Raw genomic sequence first — 17886 nt, forward strand, 5'->3', positions numbered from 1 at the left:
ACCCGCAAGACCGCGGCCGCCAAGGCGGAAGCCGTCGTCGACACGGCGGAAACGGCCGAGGCCAAGCCGCGCCGCACCCGCAAGACGGCCGCCGCCACGACAACGGCCGCCGACACGGCCGACGTCGCGGAGGCCGCGGAGGTCAAGCCGCGCCGCACCCGCAAGACCGCTGCCGCCCCGGCAGAGGTCACCGCCGACACGGCCGAGGCCACGGAGGCCAAGCCGCGCCGCACCCGCAAGACCGCCGCCCCGGCGGCCGGTACGGCCGCCATTCCGGCTCAGGTCTCGCAGGAGCCGGAGGTCAAGCCCCGCCGGACCCGCAAGACGGCCGCCCCCGCGGAGGCCGCCGCCGACACGGCGGAGGCGCAGCCGAAGCCGCGGCGTACGCGTAAGGCGACGGCCGCCGCGAAGCCCGCGGACAGCTGATCGCCGCGCGCGACGACAGCGACCGCCGACGGCCCGGTTCCCCTCGGGGAGCCGGGCCGTCGGCGTGGGAAGAGGTTCTGCCCGGGCCGAGAGGCGCTCTGCACCCGGCCTCCGTTGTCCCGGTAACCTCAGCCCGTGACCACGCCGATCAGCTTCACCCCGCCTCCCGGCGCACGCGCGTACCAGATGCGGACAGCGCGCGGTGAGTTCGCCGTCGTCGACGCGCCGGCGGCGCCCGGTGTCGAGCCGTTGGGCGTCGCGCTGTTGCTGCCGGGGTTCACCGGGAGCAAGGAGGACTTCCACTTCCTGCACGAGCCCTTGGCGGCCCGCGGCTACCGCACGGTCGCCGTGGACGGACGCGGGCAGAACGAGTCCCACGGCCCAGCGCGCGACAAGGCCCCTTACGCTCAAGCCGAGTTGGCGCGGGATGTGCTCGCGCAGGCGGCCGTCCTCGACACTCCCGTGCATCTCGTCGGGCACTCCATGGGCGGCCAGGTGGCGCGGGCGGCCGTCCTCCTGGACCACTCCCCCTTCGTCTCGTTCACCCTCGTCGCCTCGGGTCCCGCGCACATCTCCGAGTCGCAGCGGCAGCGCGTGCAGTTGCTGCACGACGCCCTCGCGGTGATGGAGATGCCCGAGGTGTGGGAGGCGATCCTCGCGATGGGCCCGCCGGAGGAGATCGGCGGCCCCGCGCGGGGGTTCGGCGAACTGGCTCTGATGCGGCTGCGCTGGCTGAACCACAAGCCGGCGCAACTCCTCGCCACGGGCCGTCAGTTGCTCGTCGAGCCTGACCGGGTCGCCGAACTCGCCGCCGTGCCACTGCCGTTGCACGTTCTGTCGGGCGCGCGTGACGACACCTGGCCGGTGAGCGTCCTGGACGACATGGCCGTGGAGCTGGGCGCGGCCCGCACGGTGATCCCCGGCGCGGAACACTCCCCCAACCTGGACCAGCCCCTGGCCACGGCCCACGGCCTGGCGGACTTCTGGGACAAGGTCGTACGCGGGCGACCGGACCGCTGACCGGACGGGAGCCCGTCCCGAGGCCACTAGTACTGCGTCTGGAGGTGCTCCCAGAAGCCGTCCCGCAGTACGCGTCGCAGCTCCGCCTGCCCGCGGAGCGAGTACTGCAGGATGCGCTCAGCCTCCACCAGGAGGTCCTGGTCGACGGAGCCAGGCAGGTAGGGGTGGCCGGGGAGGAGGTCCGCCAAGGACTCCCTGCCGCGCGCCGCGAGCCACTTGGCGGCGACCTGCGCGCCGGCGAAGCGGACCTCCTCACGGGTGGGCCGCTGCACGCCGGCCGGTTCGTACGCCGGGGCGGTGCGCCGTGCGACGTACGGCTTGAAGAAGTCGAGGTCCAGGGTGCGCTGGCTGTCGACCTCCCACAGGAGCGGCTCGGCCTGGTTGCGGCCTTCGGGGCCCTCGATGCCCCAGAGGTGGACGCGGGCGCCGTACCCCTGGGCCGCCTCCACCGCCGAGACCAGGTCCTCGTCGCCGCCGAGCAGCGCCGCGTCGCTGATGGCGCGGTGCCGGGCGAGGGACTCCAGGTCGGTGCGGATCAGGGAGTCGACGCCCTTCTGCTGGTTGTTGGCGTTCAGGTTGCCCAACCGGACCTTGACGTCCGGGAGTTCGGCGATGGACTGCTGCTCGGCGGTGTGGATGCGGCGCCGGGCGCCGTCATACCAGTAGACCCGCAGCAGCCGGCTGTCCGCGAAGATCGTGCGGGCTCGGTCGATGAACGCCTCGATCAGGCCCTCGGCGTCCAGGTCGAACGCCCGCCGGTCCTCGGTCCCGGCGACCAGCCGGCCCGCCGCCGCGTACAGATAGCCGGCGTCGACGAAGATCGCGTGCGTCGACGGCGTCTTCGCCACCTCGGCGAGCATGCGTGTCAGCAGCTCGTTCGTGCGGTCGATACGGGCGGCGAGGGCCGTCAGGTCGTCGTTCATCCCTTCCATTGTCCTGGCGCTCACGCTATGAACATAACCGGTCCCGTTCAGTCCCGTTCCGCCCCTGTCCCCCCACGGCCACTGCGCCTACCCGTCAGTAATTAGGCGTTCGAAAAATTTCATTAGCGTAGGGAATGTTTGTAACAAGCACCGCGTTGAATACGTACGGAACAGGGGGCACCGTCGTCCCGTGGGCCTCACACCAGCAGTTCTCCTCAGGAGGATGACCAGACGAAGGGAGAAGCCACCATGCGCTTCGAAATCATGCGACTCGACGACGTCGACGGCACGCCCGTCGACAGCACCGTCGTGGACGCCGCCTCCGTCAACCGGATCGTTCAGCAGGCCGCCGCCATCGGGCAGCGACTGTGGATCCGTCCGGCCGACACCTCGGCCTCGTAGCACCTCGACCCCCTCTACGGGCCTTCTCACATGCGTTCCGGAGCCCCGCACCGCGTCGACACGACGCCGGGCGGGGCTCCGCCCATGTCCGGCCGGGGCGGGGAGGCCGCATCCGGAATTCACCCGAACGGGTGAAGGTGGGCGGGTCGGAAATCCTCGCGAGCGCGAGGGGGCCAGAGTGAGGAAGTTGCCCGGGGTGATCCCGTCCGACGCGGGTACCTGGTGAGCACCCGGCGTCCGCGCCGCCCCGACCGCCACTTCACGGGAAGGCCCTCTCCCTGTGCTCGTACACCATGCGGAACCCGCTCTGGCCGCGGCGGCAGCCACCGGCGTCATCCTGGCGGCACGGTTCGCGGCCACCCGCCCCTATGCGCGGCGCCGGGCGGTCGGCGCCGCCCGCAGGTGCGGGTGGCGCGCCGCGACGTCCCCCGAGGCACCCGCCCGCCACGACCAGCCGGCTGCCCGGCCGCACTCCGGACCCACGCCACCCGCTTCGGCGCGACGCACGCACACCCCGGCCGCGGCCCGTCGCACCACGACGCCCCACGGCGGCGTCCGCCCCGCCGAATCGGCCGTGCTGGAGGCCGAGCGGCATGTGCACCGCTGCTGGCAGCGTCTGCGCGCCCACTCCGACCGCCCCGATCACCACGAGGCCTGAACTGGTGCACGGTCACGTCGGCGTACGGATCACACAGCCGTGACAACGCCGCCGCGTCAGCTGCCCTGGACGACCTGGGTGACCCCGTTGATGATCTGCTGCACGGCGATCGCGGAGAGCATCATGCCCGCGAGCCGTGTCACCAGGACCACGCCGCCGTCCTTGATGACCTTGATGATCAGCAGCGAGTAGCGCATCACCAGCCACAGCACGACGTGGATGGCGAAGATCGCCGCCCACACCGACACCTGCGTGGAGACGCTGCCGGCCTTCTGCACGGCGAGGATGACGGACACGATCGCGCCCGGTCCGGCGAGCAGCGGCATGCCCAGCGGGACCAGCGCGACGTTGACGTCCTTGGTCTGCTTGGGCTCGTCGGACTTGCCGGTGAGCAGGTCGAGCGCGATCAGCAGGAGCAGCAGCCCGCCGGCGATCATCAGCGCGGGCACTGACACGTGCAAGTAGTTCAGGATCTGGTGGCCCAGCAGCCCGAAGACGGTGATCACGCCGCCGGCCACGCAGACGGCCTGGAACGCCATCCGCTTCTGCACCTTGCCCGGGCGGCCCGATGTCAGGGCCAGGAAGATCGGGGTGATGCCGGGGGGATCCATGATGACGAACAGGGTGAGGAACAGGGAGCCGAAGACGGCAACGTCGAACATCAGTGCGGATGCCTTGCGCGAGAGAGGGTGGAAGTGGACGTGCGCAGCTGAACCCGAGGGCGTGACGGCCTCAGGCGCGAAGGGCCTCGGGCCCGCCGGTCCCCGGGACGGGGAACGCCCCGGTCGCCCGTCGCGTGATCTCCCCGTACACCTCGGGGTCGGTCGTGTACTCGCCGAGCGCGCAGGTCTTGCGGCTGCCGTGGTAGTCGCTGGACCCGGTCGCCAGCAGACCCAGGTCGCGGGCGAGTCCCCGCAGTCGCGCTCGGGCGTCCGCGTCGTGGTCCATGTGGTCGACCTCGATGCCGTCGAGGCCGGCGGCGGCCAGTTCGGCGATCACGGACTCGGGGACCGTGCGGCCCCGCTTGCTCGCGGCCGGGTGGGCGAAGACGGTCACGCCGCCCGCCGCCTTGACCAGCCGGATCGCCTCGAAGGGGTCGGTCTCGTGCTTCGGGATCCAGACCCGCCCGCCGTCGCCCAGCCAGTCGGGGGTGAACGCGTCGCTCACGGTCGGGACGACGCCCAGCTCCACCAGCGCGGTGGCGACGTGCGGCCGGCCGACGGAACCGTCACCGGCGATGCGCGCGACCTGCTCCCAGCTGACGGGGACGCCCAGCTCGTTGAGCTTGGCGACCATGGCCCGGGCACGCGGCACGCGGTCGTCGCGCACGAGCTCCCGCTCGGCGAGCAGCGCGGGCTCCTCGGGGTCGAACAGGTAGGCCAACATGTGCATGCTGATGCCGTCGATCCGGCAGGACAGTTCTGCACCGGTGACGAGGGTGAGCCCCTCGGGCAGCGCGGCGATCGCCTCGGCGTGTCCACGGGTGGTGTCGTGGTCGGTCAGCGCGACGACGTCGAGGCCGGCCGCGGCCGCGCCCCGGACCAGTTCGGCGGGGGTGTCCGTACCGTCGGAAGCCGTGGAGTGACAGTGCAGGTCGATGCGCACGGCACGGGCTCCAGACGGCGAGAGAGCGGAACGGGACGCTTCAGCATAACGGGAATCCGGACGACCTCTGTCACACCCGCACCCGGCCAGCGCCCCCTACACAGCGGAAGCACGCCCGGATGCACCCCGCGCTGCGCCGACGCGTCCCCGGCCGGCCCTCAGGGCTTGAGCAGGCGTGGCGACAACGCCCCGCAGGGCACCAGTTCCACCTCGGCGCCCGCGTCCCGGAGGTCCGTCAGCACCAGCTCGTCGTACATCAGCAGCCCGGACTGCTCGGGCCACGCCACCGCCCACAGCCACAGCCCGCACGCTTCGCCCGCGAAGACCGCGCGGTCGTCGGGGGCGCCGGTGACATGCCACAGGGGGGTGGGGCGACCGGCGGCCAGAACCTTGACCTGGGGCGGCTTCTCGACATCCATATAGGGACCGGGGTCGGGCCCCTCCATGCCGGCGTAGCGTGCACCGAGGCCGACGCCGAGCTCCTCGGCGACGAGGATCAGCTCGCCCATGCCGCCGAGCGGACCGGGGCCCGAGCAGGCGACTGCGCTCGCGCGCCCGCCGCTGCGGTCGTCACCGGCGTACGCCACGCCCGTGAACAGCCAGCCGACGGGCAGCGGCCACGGCATCCACACCGGTACCCGGGTGCGGTGCACGACCACGCTGAGGGCCTCGACGCTGGGCGGGATCACGGGCTGCAGCGGATGCACCGTGCCGTGCACATCGCACTGCCAGGAATCGGCGAAGAGTCCGGGAGCCCTGACCCGGCCACCGCACTTCGGGCAACTGGGTTCGCCCCTCATAGAGCCCCACGGTCCTACCCGATTCCGTCCGCGTCAAGGACGATCACCCGTCTGGACCGGCCAAGTTAGATGTATCTTGCATTAATTAGCCATCCTAATTTAATGTATGTAAACACCACCCATCAGTCGCGGGATTGGAGCATCGGCATGCAGCACGACACGGAGTCCCCCCTCGAGGCGCCCGCCGGAGCAGGCGGTCTTCTGCGGCAGCCCAAGGCGGTCTGGGCGACCGCCGGCGCGTCCGTCGTCGCCTTCATGGGCATCGGGCTCGTCGACCCGATCCTGCCGTCCATCGCCTCCGGACTGAACGCCACGGCCGGCCAGGTCTCCCTCCTGTTCACCTCGTACTTCCTGATCACGGCCTTCGCGATGCTGGTGACCGGGTTCGTCTCCAGCCGGATCGGCGGACGCAAGACGCTGCTGCTCGGCCTCGCCCTCGTCGTCGTCTTCGCGGGCCTGTCCGGCACCTCCGACACCGTCGGCCAGCTCGTCGGCTACCGGGCCGGCTGGGGTCTGGGCAACGCGCTGTTCGTCTCGACGGCCCTCGCGGTCATCGTCGGCGCGGCGGCGGGCGGCAGCGCCGCCGCGATCCTGCTGTACGAGTCCGCCCTCGGCCTCGGCATGGCCTGCGGACCGCTGCTGGGCGCGCTGCTCGGCGACGCCAGCTGGCGCTACCCGTTCTTCGGCACCGCGGCCCTGATGGCGGTGGGCTTCCTGTGCATCACGGCGTTCCTGAAGGAGCAGCCGCGGCCCGCCCGCAAGACCTCGCTGCTGGACCCGATCCGGGCGCTCGGCCACGGCGGTCTCGCCTCGGCGGCGGTCTCGGCGTTCTTCTACAACTACACGTTCTTCACCGTGCTGGCCTTCACGCCGTTCGTGCTGGACATGACGCCGTACAAGTCGGGCGCGGTGTTCTTCGCATGGGGTGTGCTGCTCGCCGTCTTCTCGGTCGTCGTCGCGCCGCGCCTCCAGGAGCGGTTCGGCTCGCTGAAGGTACTCGGCGGCTCGCTGGTGCTGCTCGCCGCCGACGTGCTGGCCCTCGGTTACGGCGACCACGTCACGGCCGTCGTCTGCACGGTTCTGTCGGGCGCGTTCATCGGCGTGAACAACACCGTCTACACCGAACTCGCGCTCGGGGTCTCGGACGCCCCTCGTCCGGTCGCGAGCGCGGGCTACAACTTCGTGCGCTGGTTCGCGGCGGCTGCCGCTCCCTTCTTCGCGCCGAAGATCGAGGAGTGGACCGACGTCCACATCCCGTTCGTGGTGGCGGCGGTCACCGCGGCCGTGGGCGCGCTGGTCGTCGTCGTACGCCGTGAGGCGCTCATGCACGAGGCCGAGGAGTCGGCACCGGCGCACGCCACCGAGGACGGGGTCGCCGTCTTCGCCGACTGACCGTCAGGGACAAGCGGACGACATCCGCTGCCGGGTCAATCCCCCTGTCCCGGAGGTCAGTTGGTGACCTTGGTCACGCGTCCTCAGTCCAGCGGTACGGACCTGCGGGAGGGATCCCGCAGGTCCGTACCGTGTGTCAGCCAGCGTTCCTGGAGCGCCTGCGCGCCGTGCACCCGCTTCCAGGCGGCCTCGTTCGGCGTCATCGGCAGCAGCGGCAGGAAGCGGACCGGGTCGAGCGGCTCGTCGAGCTCCAGGTCCTCCACCAGACCGCCCGGCTCGGCGACCAGCACCGAGGTGAACGGCGCGCCCGGCCACAGCGGCTCGCCGACGTCCAGGGACGCGCCCGGTGCCACGACCACCCCTTCGACCTGCGGGGACGCGGCGAGCACGGCGAGCGGGCGCAGCACCTTGCCGGTGTCGGCCAGCCCGGAGCGCACCGAGAGGACCAGCTCGGCGCGCGGACCCCGCACCGCGTCGGCGAGCATCGCGGTCGGGTCACTCATCGGCTGCGCGGACATGCCGAGCGTGGCGTAGCGGACGATGTCGCCCTCCTGGAAACGCAGGACCTCGATGCGGTCCGTGCCGAGGAAGGTGACGGCGGCGCGGGCGTCGGGCTCGCCGAGCGCGGTACGCAACCGGGCCTCGACCAGGGGAAGAACATCTGCCATGCCGCGAGCATAGAACTCGTCAGCACCGGGCAAAGCAGCGCCTTGACACTGTGGTCGGCTGATACTCTTGCCCGGTGGTTCGGGGCAGCACGCAGAGCGTCGCGATCAAGCCCCGACGCCGATGAGCATCCCCCACGGGGGACCGGCCGGAGGAGGTGGGGCTGTCATGGATCGAAGTCGACCGTGCAGTACCACTCGCTCTTCCCGCCGCTGACGTAGCTGACCCGGCTCCGGCTGACCGCCACCTCTCGCATCTCCACACCGCGCGGAAGAGCGCTGCGTTTCGCTTTGCCTGATCCGTCCGACCCGGCCGAACTCCTCGGCCCGCGGTCCGACCGATCCATCCGATCAGAAGCAGTAGCTGTACCAGCAACGAGAACGCCACCGCGACGGTGCGGTGCTCCCCGCTTTGTGGACGTGCCAAACATCCGCACTCAGGACGTCCCCATTCCGGGCAGTTCCACCCGTCGTCGGCCTTCCGTCGCCCGTAGCGAAGGAGCCTGCCATGTCGATGATCCGCGACCTGCGCGCCGTGGTCCGCCCGTCCCGTCCCTCCCTGCGGAGCGACAGCGGCTCGTACGACACCACGCGCGACCCGGCGACCCCCTCGGCCGTCGTCGACTGCGCCGTCTACCGGGACGGGGCCCGGGTGCACTACGCGACGCCGCTCACCCCCCACGAGGCGATGCGGCAGGTACGGCGCGACGGGGGCTTCGTGTGGATCGGGCTGCACGAGCCGACGGAGAGCGAATTCGCGGGCATCGCAAGGGAGTTCGGGCTGCACCCGCTCGCCGTGGAGGACGCCGTGCAGGCCCACCAGCGGCCCAAGCTGGAGCGCTACGACGACTCCCTGTTCACCGTCTTCAAGACCATCCACTACGTCGAGCACGACCGGCTCACCGCCAACAGCGAGGTCGTCGAGTCCGGCGAGGTGATGTGCTTCACCGGCAAGGACTTCTTCATCACCGTGCGGCACGGCGGCCAGGGCTCGCTGCGCGCGCTGCGCCACCGCCTCCAGGACGACCCCGAGCTGCTCGCCAAGGGCCCCTCGGCCGTGCTGCACGCCATCGCCGACCACGTCGTCGACGGCTACATCGCTGTCGCCGACGCCGTCCAGGACGACATCGACGAAGTGGAGACCGAGGTCTTCTCCCCCGGCCGCAAGGGCGCCCCGCGCGGCACCGACGCCGGCCGGATCTACCAACTCAAGCGTGAAGTACTGGAGTTCAAGCGGGCGGTGTCGCCGCTGCTGCGGCCGATGCAACTGCTGAGCGAGCGGCCGATGCGGCTGGTCGACCCCGACATCCAGAAGTACTTCCGGGACGTCGCCGACCACCTCGCCCGCGTCCAGGAGCAGGTCGTCGGCTTCGACGAGCTGCTCAACTCCATCCTCCAGGCCAACCTCGCGCAGGCGTCCGTCGCGCAGAACGAGGACATGCGCAAGATCACGTCCTGGGCGGCCATCATCGCCGTACCGACGATGGTCTGCGGGGTGTACGGCATGAACTTCGACTACATGCCGGAGCTGCGGTGGCGGTTCGGGTACCCGATGGTGCTCGGCGTCACCGTGCTGACCTGCCTCGGCATCCACCGCATGCTCAAGCGCAACGGCTGGCTGTGAGCGGCCCTGGATAGGGTGAGGCCATGACACGCGAGCCACAGGACCGGTCCCTCGCCGAGCGGGCGCTCGTCGAGGAGGCCACGAAGAAGTCCGGCCTGATCTGGGTCAGGGGCGCCGGGGCCCCCGCCGCGCGGGCGCTGTGGCACGTGTGGCACGACGGCGCGGCCTGCCTGGTCGGCGACGGGAGCGGCGAGCAGCCGCTGCCGCACCTGACGGACGGCGACTCGGCCGAGGTGACCGTGCGCAGCAAGGACAAGGGAGGCCGGCTGGTCTCCTGGACCGCGACGGTCGTCCAGCTCGCCCCCGGCACCGAGGCGTGGGAGGCGACCGTCGCCGAACTCAAGGGCAAGCGGCTGAACGCACCCGACGGCGAGGCGATGACCGGGCGGTGGGCGGCCGAGTGCCGGGTGCTGCGGCTGGAGCCGGCGGGCGGCGTCGCACCGCTGCCCGACGGCTCCCTGGCCGAGGCCCCGCTGCCGTCCCCGGCGACGACCCGCGAGCCGGTCCCCGCCGGGCTCCCCCGCCTGCTGCTCAGAAAGCGCAAACGGGCCGGACGCTGACGCCCCGGGCGCATGCCGCCCCGACCCGGGTCAGGACGTCGGCAGTTCCTTGCCGTAGTCCACCGTGTCGTCCTTCGCCGGCTCGGCCAGGGCGAAGTCCTCGCCCCACGCCGAGAAGCTCAGCGTCCCGGCGTCGCCCGCGCGCACCAGGCGCAGCGGATACGGCTGCCCCTCCAGGGCGACGTCCAGCGTGCCGCCGGAACCGCCGCCGCCCGAGATCCGGATGGTGCGCGCCCCGGAGGCGGGGTCCTCCTGGTGCCCGTCCTTGCCCAGCGAACCGTGCAGCGTCAGCAGAGAGTCGAGGAGGAGGGCCTTGTCGGTGAAACCGCTGAACTTCTTGTACGAGGGGTCGCCCGTCGGCACCTTCACGTACTTGCCGTCGAGCTTGTCCGCGGCGTCCGTGTCCTTCCCGCCGCCGCCCTCGGAGTCCTTGGAGTCCTCGTGCTTCCAGAACCCCGCGTCCGCCTTCAGATACAGCTCCTCGCCGACCCGCAGCAGCTGGAAGGACGATCCCTGCGCGGTGACCGTCCCGGAGCCCCCGTTCGCCTTCAGCCGCATGTCGAGCTTGTACGACCGGCCGCCGGCGACCACGGTCCCCGCCAGCCGCACCGCTCCGGCCGCGCCGGCCGCCGCCTTCGCCTTCGCCTGGATCTCGTCCGCGGCCAGCTTGCCCACCCCGTTGGTGCCGGCGTCCGGATCCTCGCCGCCGCACCCCGTCAGTCCCGTGCTCGTCACGACCAGCGCGCATACGGCGCCCGCCAGCACGGTCCGGCGTCGGGTACGGCCCTGGGGAATCGCGGTCACAGAGGGGGCTGCCTTTCTGCGGGGGTGTCCTGAACGGCGTACCGCAGCGTACCGGGGGCGCGTGAGCCCGGCGGAGGCAGTCCGTCCGGACCGCTCACCAGGGCGGCGCCGATCGGGACGGGCTAGCCTGAAGCCCGCGCGAGCGGGCAATCGGGGAAAGAACCCCACAGGAAACACCTCACCGACCGATCAGTTCCCTGCCCCGTACGCGCGCGTACGAGAAGGAGGTGCGGCCATGGCCGCGGGCGTCCCCCGGATCTTCGTCTCGCACCTCTCCGGTGTCGCCGTCTTCGACCCCAACGGCGACCAGGTGGGACGCGTGCGCGACCTCGTCGTCATGCTGCGTGTCGGGCGCAAGCCGCCCAGGCTGCTCGGGCTGGTCGTCGAACTGGCCACCCGCCGCCGCATCTTCCTGCCCATGACCCGGGTCACCAGCATCGAGTCAGGACAGGTCATCACCACCGGCGTGCTCAACGTCCGGCGCTTCGAGCAGCGGCCCACCGAACGTCTCGTCGTCGGCGAGCTCCTGGACCGGCGGGTCACGCTCGTGGAGACCGGCGAGGAGGTCACCACCCTCGACGTGTCCGTGCAGCAGCTGCCCGCCCGCCGGGACTGGGAGATCGACCGGGTCTTCGTGCGCAAGGGCCGCAAGGGAGGCGCCTTCCGGCGCAGCAAGGGCGAGACGCTGATGGTGGAGTGGTCCGCCGTCACCGGCTTCTCCCTGGAGGAGCACGGACAGGGCGCGGAGAACCTGCTCGCCACGTTCGAGCAGCTGCGCCCCGCCGACCTCGCCAACGTGCTGCACCACCTCTCCTCCAAGCGCCGCGCCGAGGTCGCCGCCGCCCTCGACGACGACCGCCTCGCCGACGTCCTCGAGGAGCTGCCGGAGGACGACCAGATCGAGATCCTCGGCAAGCTGAAGGAGGAACGCGCGGCGGACGTCCTGGAGGCCATGGACCCCGACGACGCGGCCGACCTGCTCAGCGAGCTGCCCGAGGCGGACAAGGAACGGCTGCTGAGCCTGATGCAGCCCGACGACGCGGCCGACATGCGGCGTCTGATGGCGTACGAGGAGCACACCGCGGGCGGTCTGATGACGACCGAGCCGATCGTGCTGCGTCCCGACGCCACCGTCGCCGACGCCCTCGCGCGGATCCGCAACCCGGACCTGTCCCCCGCCCTCGCCGCCCAGATCTACGTCTGCCGGCCGCCCGACGACACCCCCACCGGCAAGTATCTCGGCACCGTCCACTTCCAGCGCCTGCTGCGCGACCCCCCGTACACCCTCGTCGGCTCCATCCTCGACGCCGACCTGCAGCCCCTGGAGCCGGACGCGGCGCTGCCCGTCGTCGCCGGGTTCTTCGCGGCGTACGACATGGTCGCGGCGCCCGTCGTGGACGACTCGGGGTCGTTGCTGGGCGCGGTGACCGTGGACGACGTCCTGGACCACATGCTGCCCGATGACTGGCGGGAGACGGAGTTCCACCTCGACGAGAACTCGACGGGGGGTGGTCCGAGTGACGCCCGAGCGTGAGGGAGGGCGGGCCGAGCGGACCCCGTCCGGCGCCACCGCCGCCCGGACCCGCGTCCGTCTGGACCAGCCGCGTCCGCCCCGCCGCCGGATCGTGCCCGAGTGGGACCCGGAGGCCTTCGGACGGCTCTCCGAGCGCATCGCGCGCTTCCTGGGCACCGGCCGGTTCATCGTCTGGATGACCGTCGTCATCATCCTGTGGGTGGTGTGGAACATCTTCGCGCCGAGCGGGCTGCGCTTCGACGAGTACCCGTTCATCTTCCTGACGCTGATGCTGTCCCTCCAGGCCTCCTACGCCGCCCCGCTGATCCTGCTCGCGCAGAACCGGCAGGACGACCGGGACCGGGTCAACCTGGAGCAGGACCGCAAGCAGAACGAGCGGTCGATCGCGGACACCGAGTACCTCACGCGTGAGATCGCCGCCCTGCGCATCGGGCTGGGCGAGGTCGCCACCCGCGACTGGATCCGCTCCGAACTGCAGGACATGGTCAAGGAACTGGATGGACGGCGCGACGGACACCACGAGCACGTCGTATTCCCGGCAGAACGGTCGCGTGGACGTGACGTAGACGACCGGTGACCGGCATCCCGGGGCCCCGGCCGAGCGCCGTACCATCGTCCTATGGTTACGGAAGACGCGGTGCGCGAAGCGCTGGCGACGGTGAACGACCCCGAGATCAACCGGCCCCTCACCGAGCTCGGCATGGTCAAGTCGGTGGAGATCGGCTCGGACGGAGCGGTCGCGGTCGCGGTGTACCTGACGGTCTCCGGCTGCCCGATGCGCGAGACGATCACGCAGCGCGTGACCGACGCGGTCTCCGGGGTCGAGGGCGTCACCCGCGTCGACGTCACGCTCGACGTGATGAGCGACGAGCAGCGCAAGGAGCTGGCGGGCGCGCTGCGCGGCGGCCAGACCGAGCGCGAGGTGCCCTTCGCCAAGCCCGGCTCCCTCACGCGCGTGTACGCCGTGGCGTCCGGCAAGGGCGGCGTCGGCAAGTCGTCCGTGACGGTCAACCTGGCGGCGGCGATGGCCGCCGACGGCCTGAAGGTCGGTGTCGTCGACGCCGACATCTACGGTCACAGCGTGCCGCGCATGCTGGGCGCCGACGGGCGTCCCACCCAGGTGGAGAACATGATCATGCCGCCGTCGGCGAACGGCGTGAAGGTCATCTCGATCGGCATGTTCACCCCGGGCAACGCCCCCGTGGTGTGGCGCGGCCCGATGCTGCACCGCGCGCTCCAGCAGTTCCTGGCGGACGTGTACTGGGGCGACCTGGACGTGTTGCTGCTCGACCTGCCGCCGGGCACCGGCGACATCGCGATCTCGGTGGCGCAGCTGGTCCCGAACGCGGAGATCCTCGTCGTGACGACGCCTCAGCAGGCGGCCGCCGAGGTCGCCGAGCGGGCCGGCTCCATCGCCGTGCAGACCCACCAGAAGATCGTCGGCGTGGTCGAGAACATGTCGGGCCTGCCCTGCCCGCACTGCGGCGAGATGGTCGACGTCTTCGGCACGGGCGGCGGCCAGAAGGTCGCCGACGGTCTCACCCGCACCACGGGCGCGTCCGTGCCCGTCCTCGGCAGCATCCCCATCGACGTCCGCCTGCGCGAGGGCGGCGACGAGGGCAAGCCGGTCGTCCTGACCGACCCGGACAGCCCGGCGGGCTCCGCCCTGCGGGCCATCGCCGGAAAGCTGGGGGGACGCCAGAGGGGCCTTTCGGGACTGGCCCTGGGGATCACGCCGAGGAACAAGTTCTGATCCCACGGGATGCCGCCGACGCTCTTCCCGAGCGCTGAGCCTTGCGACAAGGGGGCGCCGCCCGCGGCGCCCCTTCTGTCATGCCCGCGGGGCGATCGGCCTCACGCGTACGCGGCGATGTCCTTGATCATGGCGAAGCCGAGGCCGTAGGCGCTCATCCCCCTGCCGTACGCCCCGACGTGCACCCCTTGTCCCGTCGTGCCCGCGAGGACCCAGCCGAACTCGGACTCCCGGTAGTGGAACGGCGCGGACACGCCGTCGACCGGCAGGGACAGCGTCGACCAGGCGGAGCCTGCGAGGTCGTCCGCAAGAGCCCACGCCGTCTCGGTCTGCTGGTCCAGCCAGTCGTCGCGCAGGCTGTGGTCCAGCTGGCCCGGCCAGGTGTGCGACAGCAGCCCCAGCCCCGCCAGCCAGGCCGCCGAGGACACCGACGTGGCTTCCAGCAGCCCGGTGCCGTCCGCGCTGCGCCGCACCGGGTTCGCGGCGACGGTCACGACGACCGCGAACTTCCCGCGGTCCTCGCCCGAGGTCTCGTGCCGCACCGACGGCTCCTCGCCGTGCCCGATCGCGCCGTGCTCGACGGCCCCGTCGGCCGCCGTGCCCACCTGCATCAGCCAGCGCGGCCCGGTGAAGGCCTCGTCGAGGCCGTACCACGGGAAGGGCGCCTCCAGGTAGCGGTCGACCGCGCGCCGGGTGGAGGTGACCTGTTGTCCACCCTCCGCGGCCGGCGCCTCTTCGACTGCCCGACTCGTCGTCTCCATGTGCCCGACGCCTCCTCGCTCTCGCCGGACCGCCCCGGCCCGCCGCCCTTCGGGTGGCGTCGCCTCACTGGTACGGCCCGCACAACAACCAGGCAGCATAGCCACCCTGTCGCCGACCGCGGGGAAACCACCCGGTGCGCACGGCGTGCGCCCCCTCACATCGGAGGGGGCGACGCGGGGCGCGTGACGCTCAGGTGGCGTCCGCGTCGAACGGGGGGCGGTCGTCCTTGCCCGGCTCCTCAGGCTTCTTGGTCATGTCCAGACGGCCGCCGGACGAGGACGAGGACGACGACGGGGCGGTGGAGTCCGGCTCGTGGCCGTGGACGGCGTCGGTGACCTCGGCCATCTCCTTCTTCAGGTCGAAGCCGTTGCGGATCTCCTTGAGCCCCAGGTCCTCGTTGTCCAGCTGCTTGCGGATGAAGGTCTTGGGGTTGAGGTCCTCGAACTCGAAGTCCTTGAACTCCGGGCCGAGTTCGGCGCGGATGTCCTGCTTGGCGCTGTCGGAGAACTCACGGATCTTCCGGATCGTGCGCGACACGTCCTGGATGACCTTGGGGAGCTTGTCCGGACCGAAGACGAGCACGGCGAGGACGGCGAGCGTCACCAGCTCGAGCGGGCCTATGTCATTGAACACCTGAAGCTCCTTGCGATGTCCGCGGTCCTCGGCCCTCGGTGGTCAGTTCCGGTCTTCCGTGGTCCGGGCCGGGTCCACGGTACCTGTCGCACCTGTCCGACCGGTACCGCCCCACGGCAGACGCGTGCCGGTCGGCGGCCGGTTTTGAGCGTTGTCTGCCTTGGCGCGCCGCGGGCCGGCGGCCGTCTGTGAGCCGCTGTCAGTCACTGCCCCCGGAGGAGCCGAGGACCAGGGTGAGCGTGCGGTCCCCGCCGTCGCGCCGGACGGTGAGCTTCATACGGTCTCCGGGGCGGTGGGCCCGCGTCTTGACGATCAGTTCCTCACCGGAGTGGACGCGCCTGCCGTCGATCGCCGTGATGACGTCGCCGGCGCGGATGCCGGCCCGGTCGCCGGGGCCGCCCGGAGTGACCGGGAGGCCGCCGTCACCGCCCTCGGCGCGGACCCGGGCGCCGTCGCCCGTGTAGTCCATGTCGAGGGTGACGCCGATGACCGGATGGGTCGCCCGGCCGGTGTTGATCAGCTCCTCGGCGACCCGCCTGCCCTGGTTGACCGGGATGGCGAAGCCCAGGCCGATCGAGCCGGCCTGACCGCCGTCGGCGTCGGAGCCGTCGGCGGCCGAGCGGATGGCGGAGTTGATGCCGACGACCTGGCCGTGCGCGTCGAGGAGGGGGCCGCCGGAGTTGCCCGGGTTGATGGGCGCGTCGGTCTGCAGCGCGTCCACGTACGAGACGTCGCTGCCGTCGCCGCTCTCGCCGCCGGCGGTGATGGGCCGCTCCCTGGCGCTGATGATGCCGGAGGTGACGGTGCCCTCCAGGTCGAAGGGGGCGCCGATGGCGACGACCGGGTCGCCGACCCGGACGTTGTCGGAGTTGCCGAGGGGCAGCGGGGTCAGCCCCCGCACCCCGCTCACCTTGACCACTGCGAGGTCGTACCCGCTGTCCTTGCCGACGATCTCGGCGCGGGCGGTCCGGCCGCCGTTGAAGACGACGCTTATCTCGCCGTCGGATCCGGCGGGCGCGACGACGTGTTCGTTGGTGAGGATGTGGCCCCGGGTGTCCAGCACGAAGCCGGTGCCGGTGCCGGACTCCGCGCTTCCGCTGACGTGCAGGGTGACGACGCTGGGCAGGGCGCGGGCGGCGATCCCGGCGATGCTGTCGGCGTCCCGCCCAGCGGGCGCGGCGGAGGCCTGCGGCAGCTTCACGGTGTCGAGCCCGCCGTTGCGCTCCAGTTGGGCGCCGACGAACCCGCCGATCAGCCCGGACACGAGCGCGATGCCGAGGGCTCCTCCGACGAGCGCCTTCCGCACCCGACTACGACGCTGATCCCGGCTGAGCACGGCGGCCCCGGTCTGCTGCAACGGCCCGGCGGACGCTGAGACGCCACCGGGGGCGGCCCAGGGGTCGTACCGGTACCAGGGGTCGGCGGCTTCGGGAGGCGCGTCGCCCTCAGGGACGGGGGCGGCCGGTGCGGGTGGCGGGACGGGGGTGGCCGGCGGCATGCCCTGGGCGTGCGGGGCCGCAGGGTGCTGCACGGGCGGTGCGGGTGGCGGGACCGGGGTGGCCGGCGGCATGTCCTGGGTGTGCGGGGCCGCAGGGTGCTGCACCGGCGGTGCGGGTGGCGGGACCGGGGTGGCCGGCGGCATGCCCTGGGCGTGCGGGGCCGCAGGGTGCTGCACCGGCGGTGCGGGGGCCCAGGGGCCGGGCTCGCCGTAGGGCGGGGTTCTGTAGGCGTCGGGATCGTGCAGCGGCTTGGGACGCACGTCACCGACGGGAGGGGTGGGGGGCGGACCGAGGGGCTCCCCGACGGGAGCGGCCGAGTCGGCCTGCCCCACGGCAACACCCTCGGACACGTCGGCGGAACGGGCCCCCGGAACCCCGGGGAGCGCCCCCGCCTGATCCACAGGCGCGCCGGCGAGCGCCCCGGGCTGGTCCGCCGTATCACCCAGCGAGTACGGCTGGTCCAGCGCAACCCCGGCGGACGCCGCCGGCTGGTCCAGCGGAACCCCGGCGGGCGCCGCCGGCTGGTCCAGCGGAACCCCGGCGGGCGCCGCCGGCTGGTCCAGCGCAACCCCGGCGGACGCTGCCGGCTGGTCCAGCGCAACCCCGGCGGACGCCGCCGGCTGGTCCAGCGCAACCCCGGCGGACGCCGCCGGCCGGCCCGCCTCAACTCCGGCGGGTGCCTCCGCCTGGTCCGTTTGCGTGGCCGCCGGAGGCTCCGGCGGAGGGTTCGGGTCGGCGAGTTGGAAGTCGCCGTCGGGGGTCTCTCCGGGCTCGGGGCGTGGGCGGTTCCACCACTTCGCCTTGGTCGGCTTGCCCTCGTCCATGC

General features: G+C 72.1%; 18 protein-coding genes and 1 pseudogene. 10 read left to right on the forward strand and 9 right to left on the reverse strand.

Annotated features, from left to right (window positions below; all coding sequences use genetic code 11):
- Together ACIOC0_RS33805 and ACIOC0_RS33810 are read left to right on the forward strand one after the other, a co-directional pair.
- A pseudogene (locus tag ACIOC0_RS33805) lies at nt 1–426 on the forward strand (hypothetical protein); the annotation flags it as partial.
- 135 nt (nt 427–561) lie between these two features.
- A complete protein-coding gene (locus ACIOC0_RS33810) occupies nt 562–1446 on the forward strand; it encodes an alpha/beta fold hydrolase (RefSeq protein ID WP_402159547.1) in 885 nt (294 codons plus the stop codon).
- A 26-nt stretch (nt 1447–1472) separates the two neighbouring features.
- Here the strand turns inward: ACIOC0_RS33810 and ACIOC0_RS33815 are convergent, their stop codons facing one another.
- A complete protein-coding gene (locus tag ACIOC0_RS33815; protein WP_402159699.1) occupies nt 1473–2378 on the reverse strand; it encodes an NYN domain-containing protein in 906 nt (301 codons plus the stop codon).
- A gap of 240 nt (nt 2379–2618) precedes the next feature.
- Between ACIOC0_RS33815 and ACIOC0_RS33820 the strand changes: the two genes are divergently transcribed.
- Nucleotides 2619–2771, forward strand: coding sequence for a hypothetical protein (locus ACIOC0_RS33820; protein WP_007384531.1), 153 nt, complete (start codon nt 2619–2621; stop codon nt 2769–2771).
- A 280-nt stretch (nt 2772–3051) separates the two neighbouring features.
- The gene (locus ACIOC0_RS33825; protein WP_402159549.1) at nt 3052–3429 is read left to right on the forward strand and encodes a hypothetical protein; all 378 of its coding nucleotides are present in this window, start codon (nt 3052–3054) and stop codon (nt 3427–3429) included.
- 56 nt (nt 3430–3485) lie between these two features.
- On the opposite strand, the gene ACIOC0_RS33830 is transcribed toward ACIOC0_RS33825, so the two are convergent.
- The 3 genes from ACIOC0_RS33830 to ACIOC0_RS33840 all read right to left on the reverse strand — a co-directional run bounded on the left by ACIOC0_RS33830 (nt 3486) and on the right by ACIOC0_RS33840 (nt 5834).
- Nucleotides 3486–4091 carry a MarC family protein gene (locus tag ACIOC0_RS33830; RefSeq protein WP_402159551.1) on the reverse strand — a complete coding sequence of 202 codons (606 nt, stop codon included), beginning with the start codon at nt 4089–4091 and terminating at the stop codon, nt 3486–3488.
- Between the two features lie 70 nt (nt 4092–4161).
- Nucleotides 4162–5034, reverse strand: a complete 873-nt coding sequence (locus ACIOC0_RS33835) for a PHP domain-containing protein (RefSeq protein WP_402159553.1) — start codon at nt 5032–5034, stop codon at nt 4162–4164.
- A gap of 158 nt (nt 5035–5192) precedes the next feature.
- Nucleotides 5193–5834, reverse strand: a complete 642-nt coding sequence (locus ACIOC0_RS33840) for a DUF6758 family protein (RefSeq protein WP_402159555.1) — start codon at nt 5832–5834, stop codon at nt 5193–5195.
- Nucleotides 5835–5981: 147 nt separating this feature from the next.
- Here ACIOC0_RS33840 and ACIOC0_RS33845 point away from each other — a divergent pair, with 147 nt between their 5' ends.
- On the forward strand, nt 5982–7226 hold the full coding sequence (locus tag ACIOC0_RS33845; protein WP_402159556.1) for an MFS transporter: 1245 nt from the start codon (nt 5982–5984) through the stop codon (nt 7224–7226).
- A gap of 83 nt (nt 7227–7309) precedes the next feature.
- Here ACIOC0_RS33845 and ACIOC0_RS33850 read toward each other — a convergent pair whose 3' ends face one another.
- A complete protein-coding gene (locus ACIOC0_RS33850) occupies nt 7310–7894 on the reverse strand; it encodes a suppressor of fused domain protein (protein ID WP_130443796.1) in 585 nt (194 codons plus the stop codon).
- A 505-nt stretch (nt 7895–8399) separates the two neighbouring features.
- Between ACIOC0_RS33850 and ACIOC0_RS33855 the strand changes: the two genes are divergently transcribed.
- Both ACIOC0_RS33855 and ACIOC0_RS33860 read left to right on the forward strand, forming a co-directional pair.
- Nucleotides 8400–9515 carry a magnesium and cobalt transport protein CorA gene (locus ACIOC0_RS33855; RefSeq protein WP_130443798.1) on the forward strand — a complete coding sequence of 372 codons (1116 nt, stop codon included), beginning with the start codon at nt 8400–8402 and terminating at the stop codon, nt 9513–9515.
- Nucleotides 9516–9538: 23 nt separating this feature from the next.
- Nucleotides 9539–10075: a hypothetical protein gene (locus tag ACIOC0_RS33860; RefSeq protein WP_402159559.1), complete on the forward strand. Its 537-nt coding sequence runs from the start codon at nt 9539–9541 to the stop codon at nt 10073–10075.
- 30 nt (nt 10076–10105) lie between these two features.
- Here the strand turns inward: ACIOC0_RS33860 and ACIOC0_RS33865 are convergent, their stop codons facing one another.
- Nucleotides 10106–10879 (reverse strand): hypothetical protein, encoded by a 774-nt coding sequence (locus ACIOC0_RS33865; protein ID WP_352250268.1) that lies wholly within the window; start codon nt 10877–10879, stop codon nt 10106–10108.
- A gap of 235 nt (nt 10880–11114) precedes the next feature.
- Between ACIOC0_RS33865 and ACIOC0_RS33870 the strand changes: the two genes are divergently transcribed.
- Genes ACIOC0_RS33870 through ACIOC0_RS33880 form a run of 3 tightly spaced genes read left to right on the forward strand, consistent with a single transcriptional unit; the run spans nt 11115 to nt 14166 of the window.
- Complete coding sequence (locus ACIOC0_RS33870; RefSeq protein WP_402159561.1) at nt 11115–12413, forward strand: magnesium transporter MgtE N-terminal domain-containing protein; 1299 nt, start codon at nt 11115–11117, stop codon at nt 12411–12413.
- On the forward strand, nt 12397–12990 hold the full coding sequence (locus tag ACIOC0_RS33875) for a DUF1003 domain-containing protein (RefSeq protein WP_402159563.1): 594 nt from the start codon (nt 12397–12399) through the stop codon (nt 12988–12990). Before ACIOC0_RS33870 ends, ACIOC0_RS33875 begins: the two co-directional genes overlap by 17 nt.
- A 42-nt stretch (nt 12991–13032) precedes the next feature.
- Complete coding sequence (locus ACIOC0_RS33880; RefSeq protein WP_402159565.1) at nt 13033–14166, forward strand: Mrp/NBP35 family ATP-binding protein; 1134 nt, start codon at nt 13033–13035, stop codon at nt 14164–14166.
- Nucleotides 14167–14267: 101 nt separating this feature from the next.
- Here ACIOC0_RS33880 and ACIOC0_RS33885 read toward each other — a convergent pair whose 3' ends face one another.
- From ACIOC0_RS33885 to ACIOC0_RS33895, 3 genes are all read right to left on the reverse strand, one after another.
- Nucleotides 14268–14927, reverse strand: a complete 660-nt coding sequence (locus ACIOC0_RS33885; RefSeq protein ID WP_402159567.1) for a hypothetical protein — start codon at nt 14925–14927, stop codon at nt 14268–14270.
- A 190-nt stretch (nt 14928–15117) separates the two neighbouring features.
- The gene (locus ACIOC0_RS33890) at nt 15118–15561 is read right to left on the reverse strand and encodes a sec-independent translocase (RefSeq protein WP_402159569.1); all 444 of its coding nucleotides are present in this window, start codon (nt 15559–15561) and stop codon (nt 15118–15120) included.
- 199 nt (nt 15562–15760) lie between these two features.
- The gene (locus ACIOC0_RS33895) at nt 15761–17884 is read right to left on the reverse strand and encodes a trypsin-like peptidase domain-containing protein (protein ID WP_402159571.1); all 2124 of its coding nucleotides are present in this window, start codon (nt 17882–17884) and stop codon (nt 15761–15763) included.
- Nucleotides 17885–17886 lie beyond the last annotated feature (2 nt).

It is taken from the genome of Streptomyces sp. NPDC088254 (assembly GCF_044740925.1).
Lineage (GTDB): Bacteria > Actinomycetota > Actinomycetes > Streptomycetales > Streptomycetaceae > Streptomyces.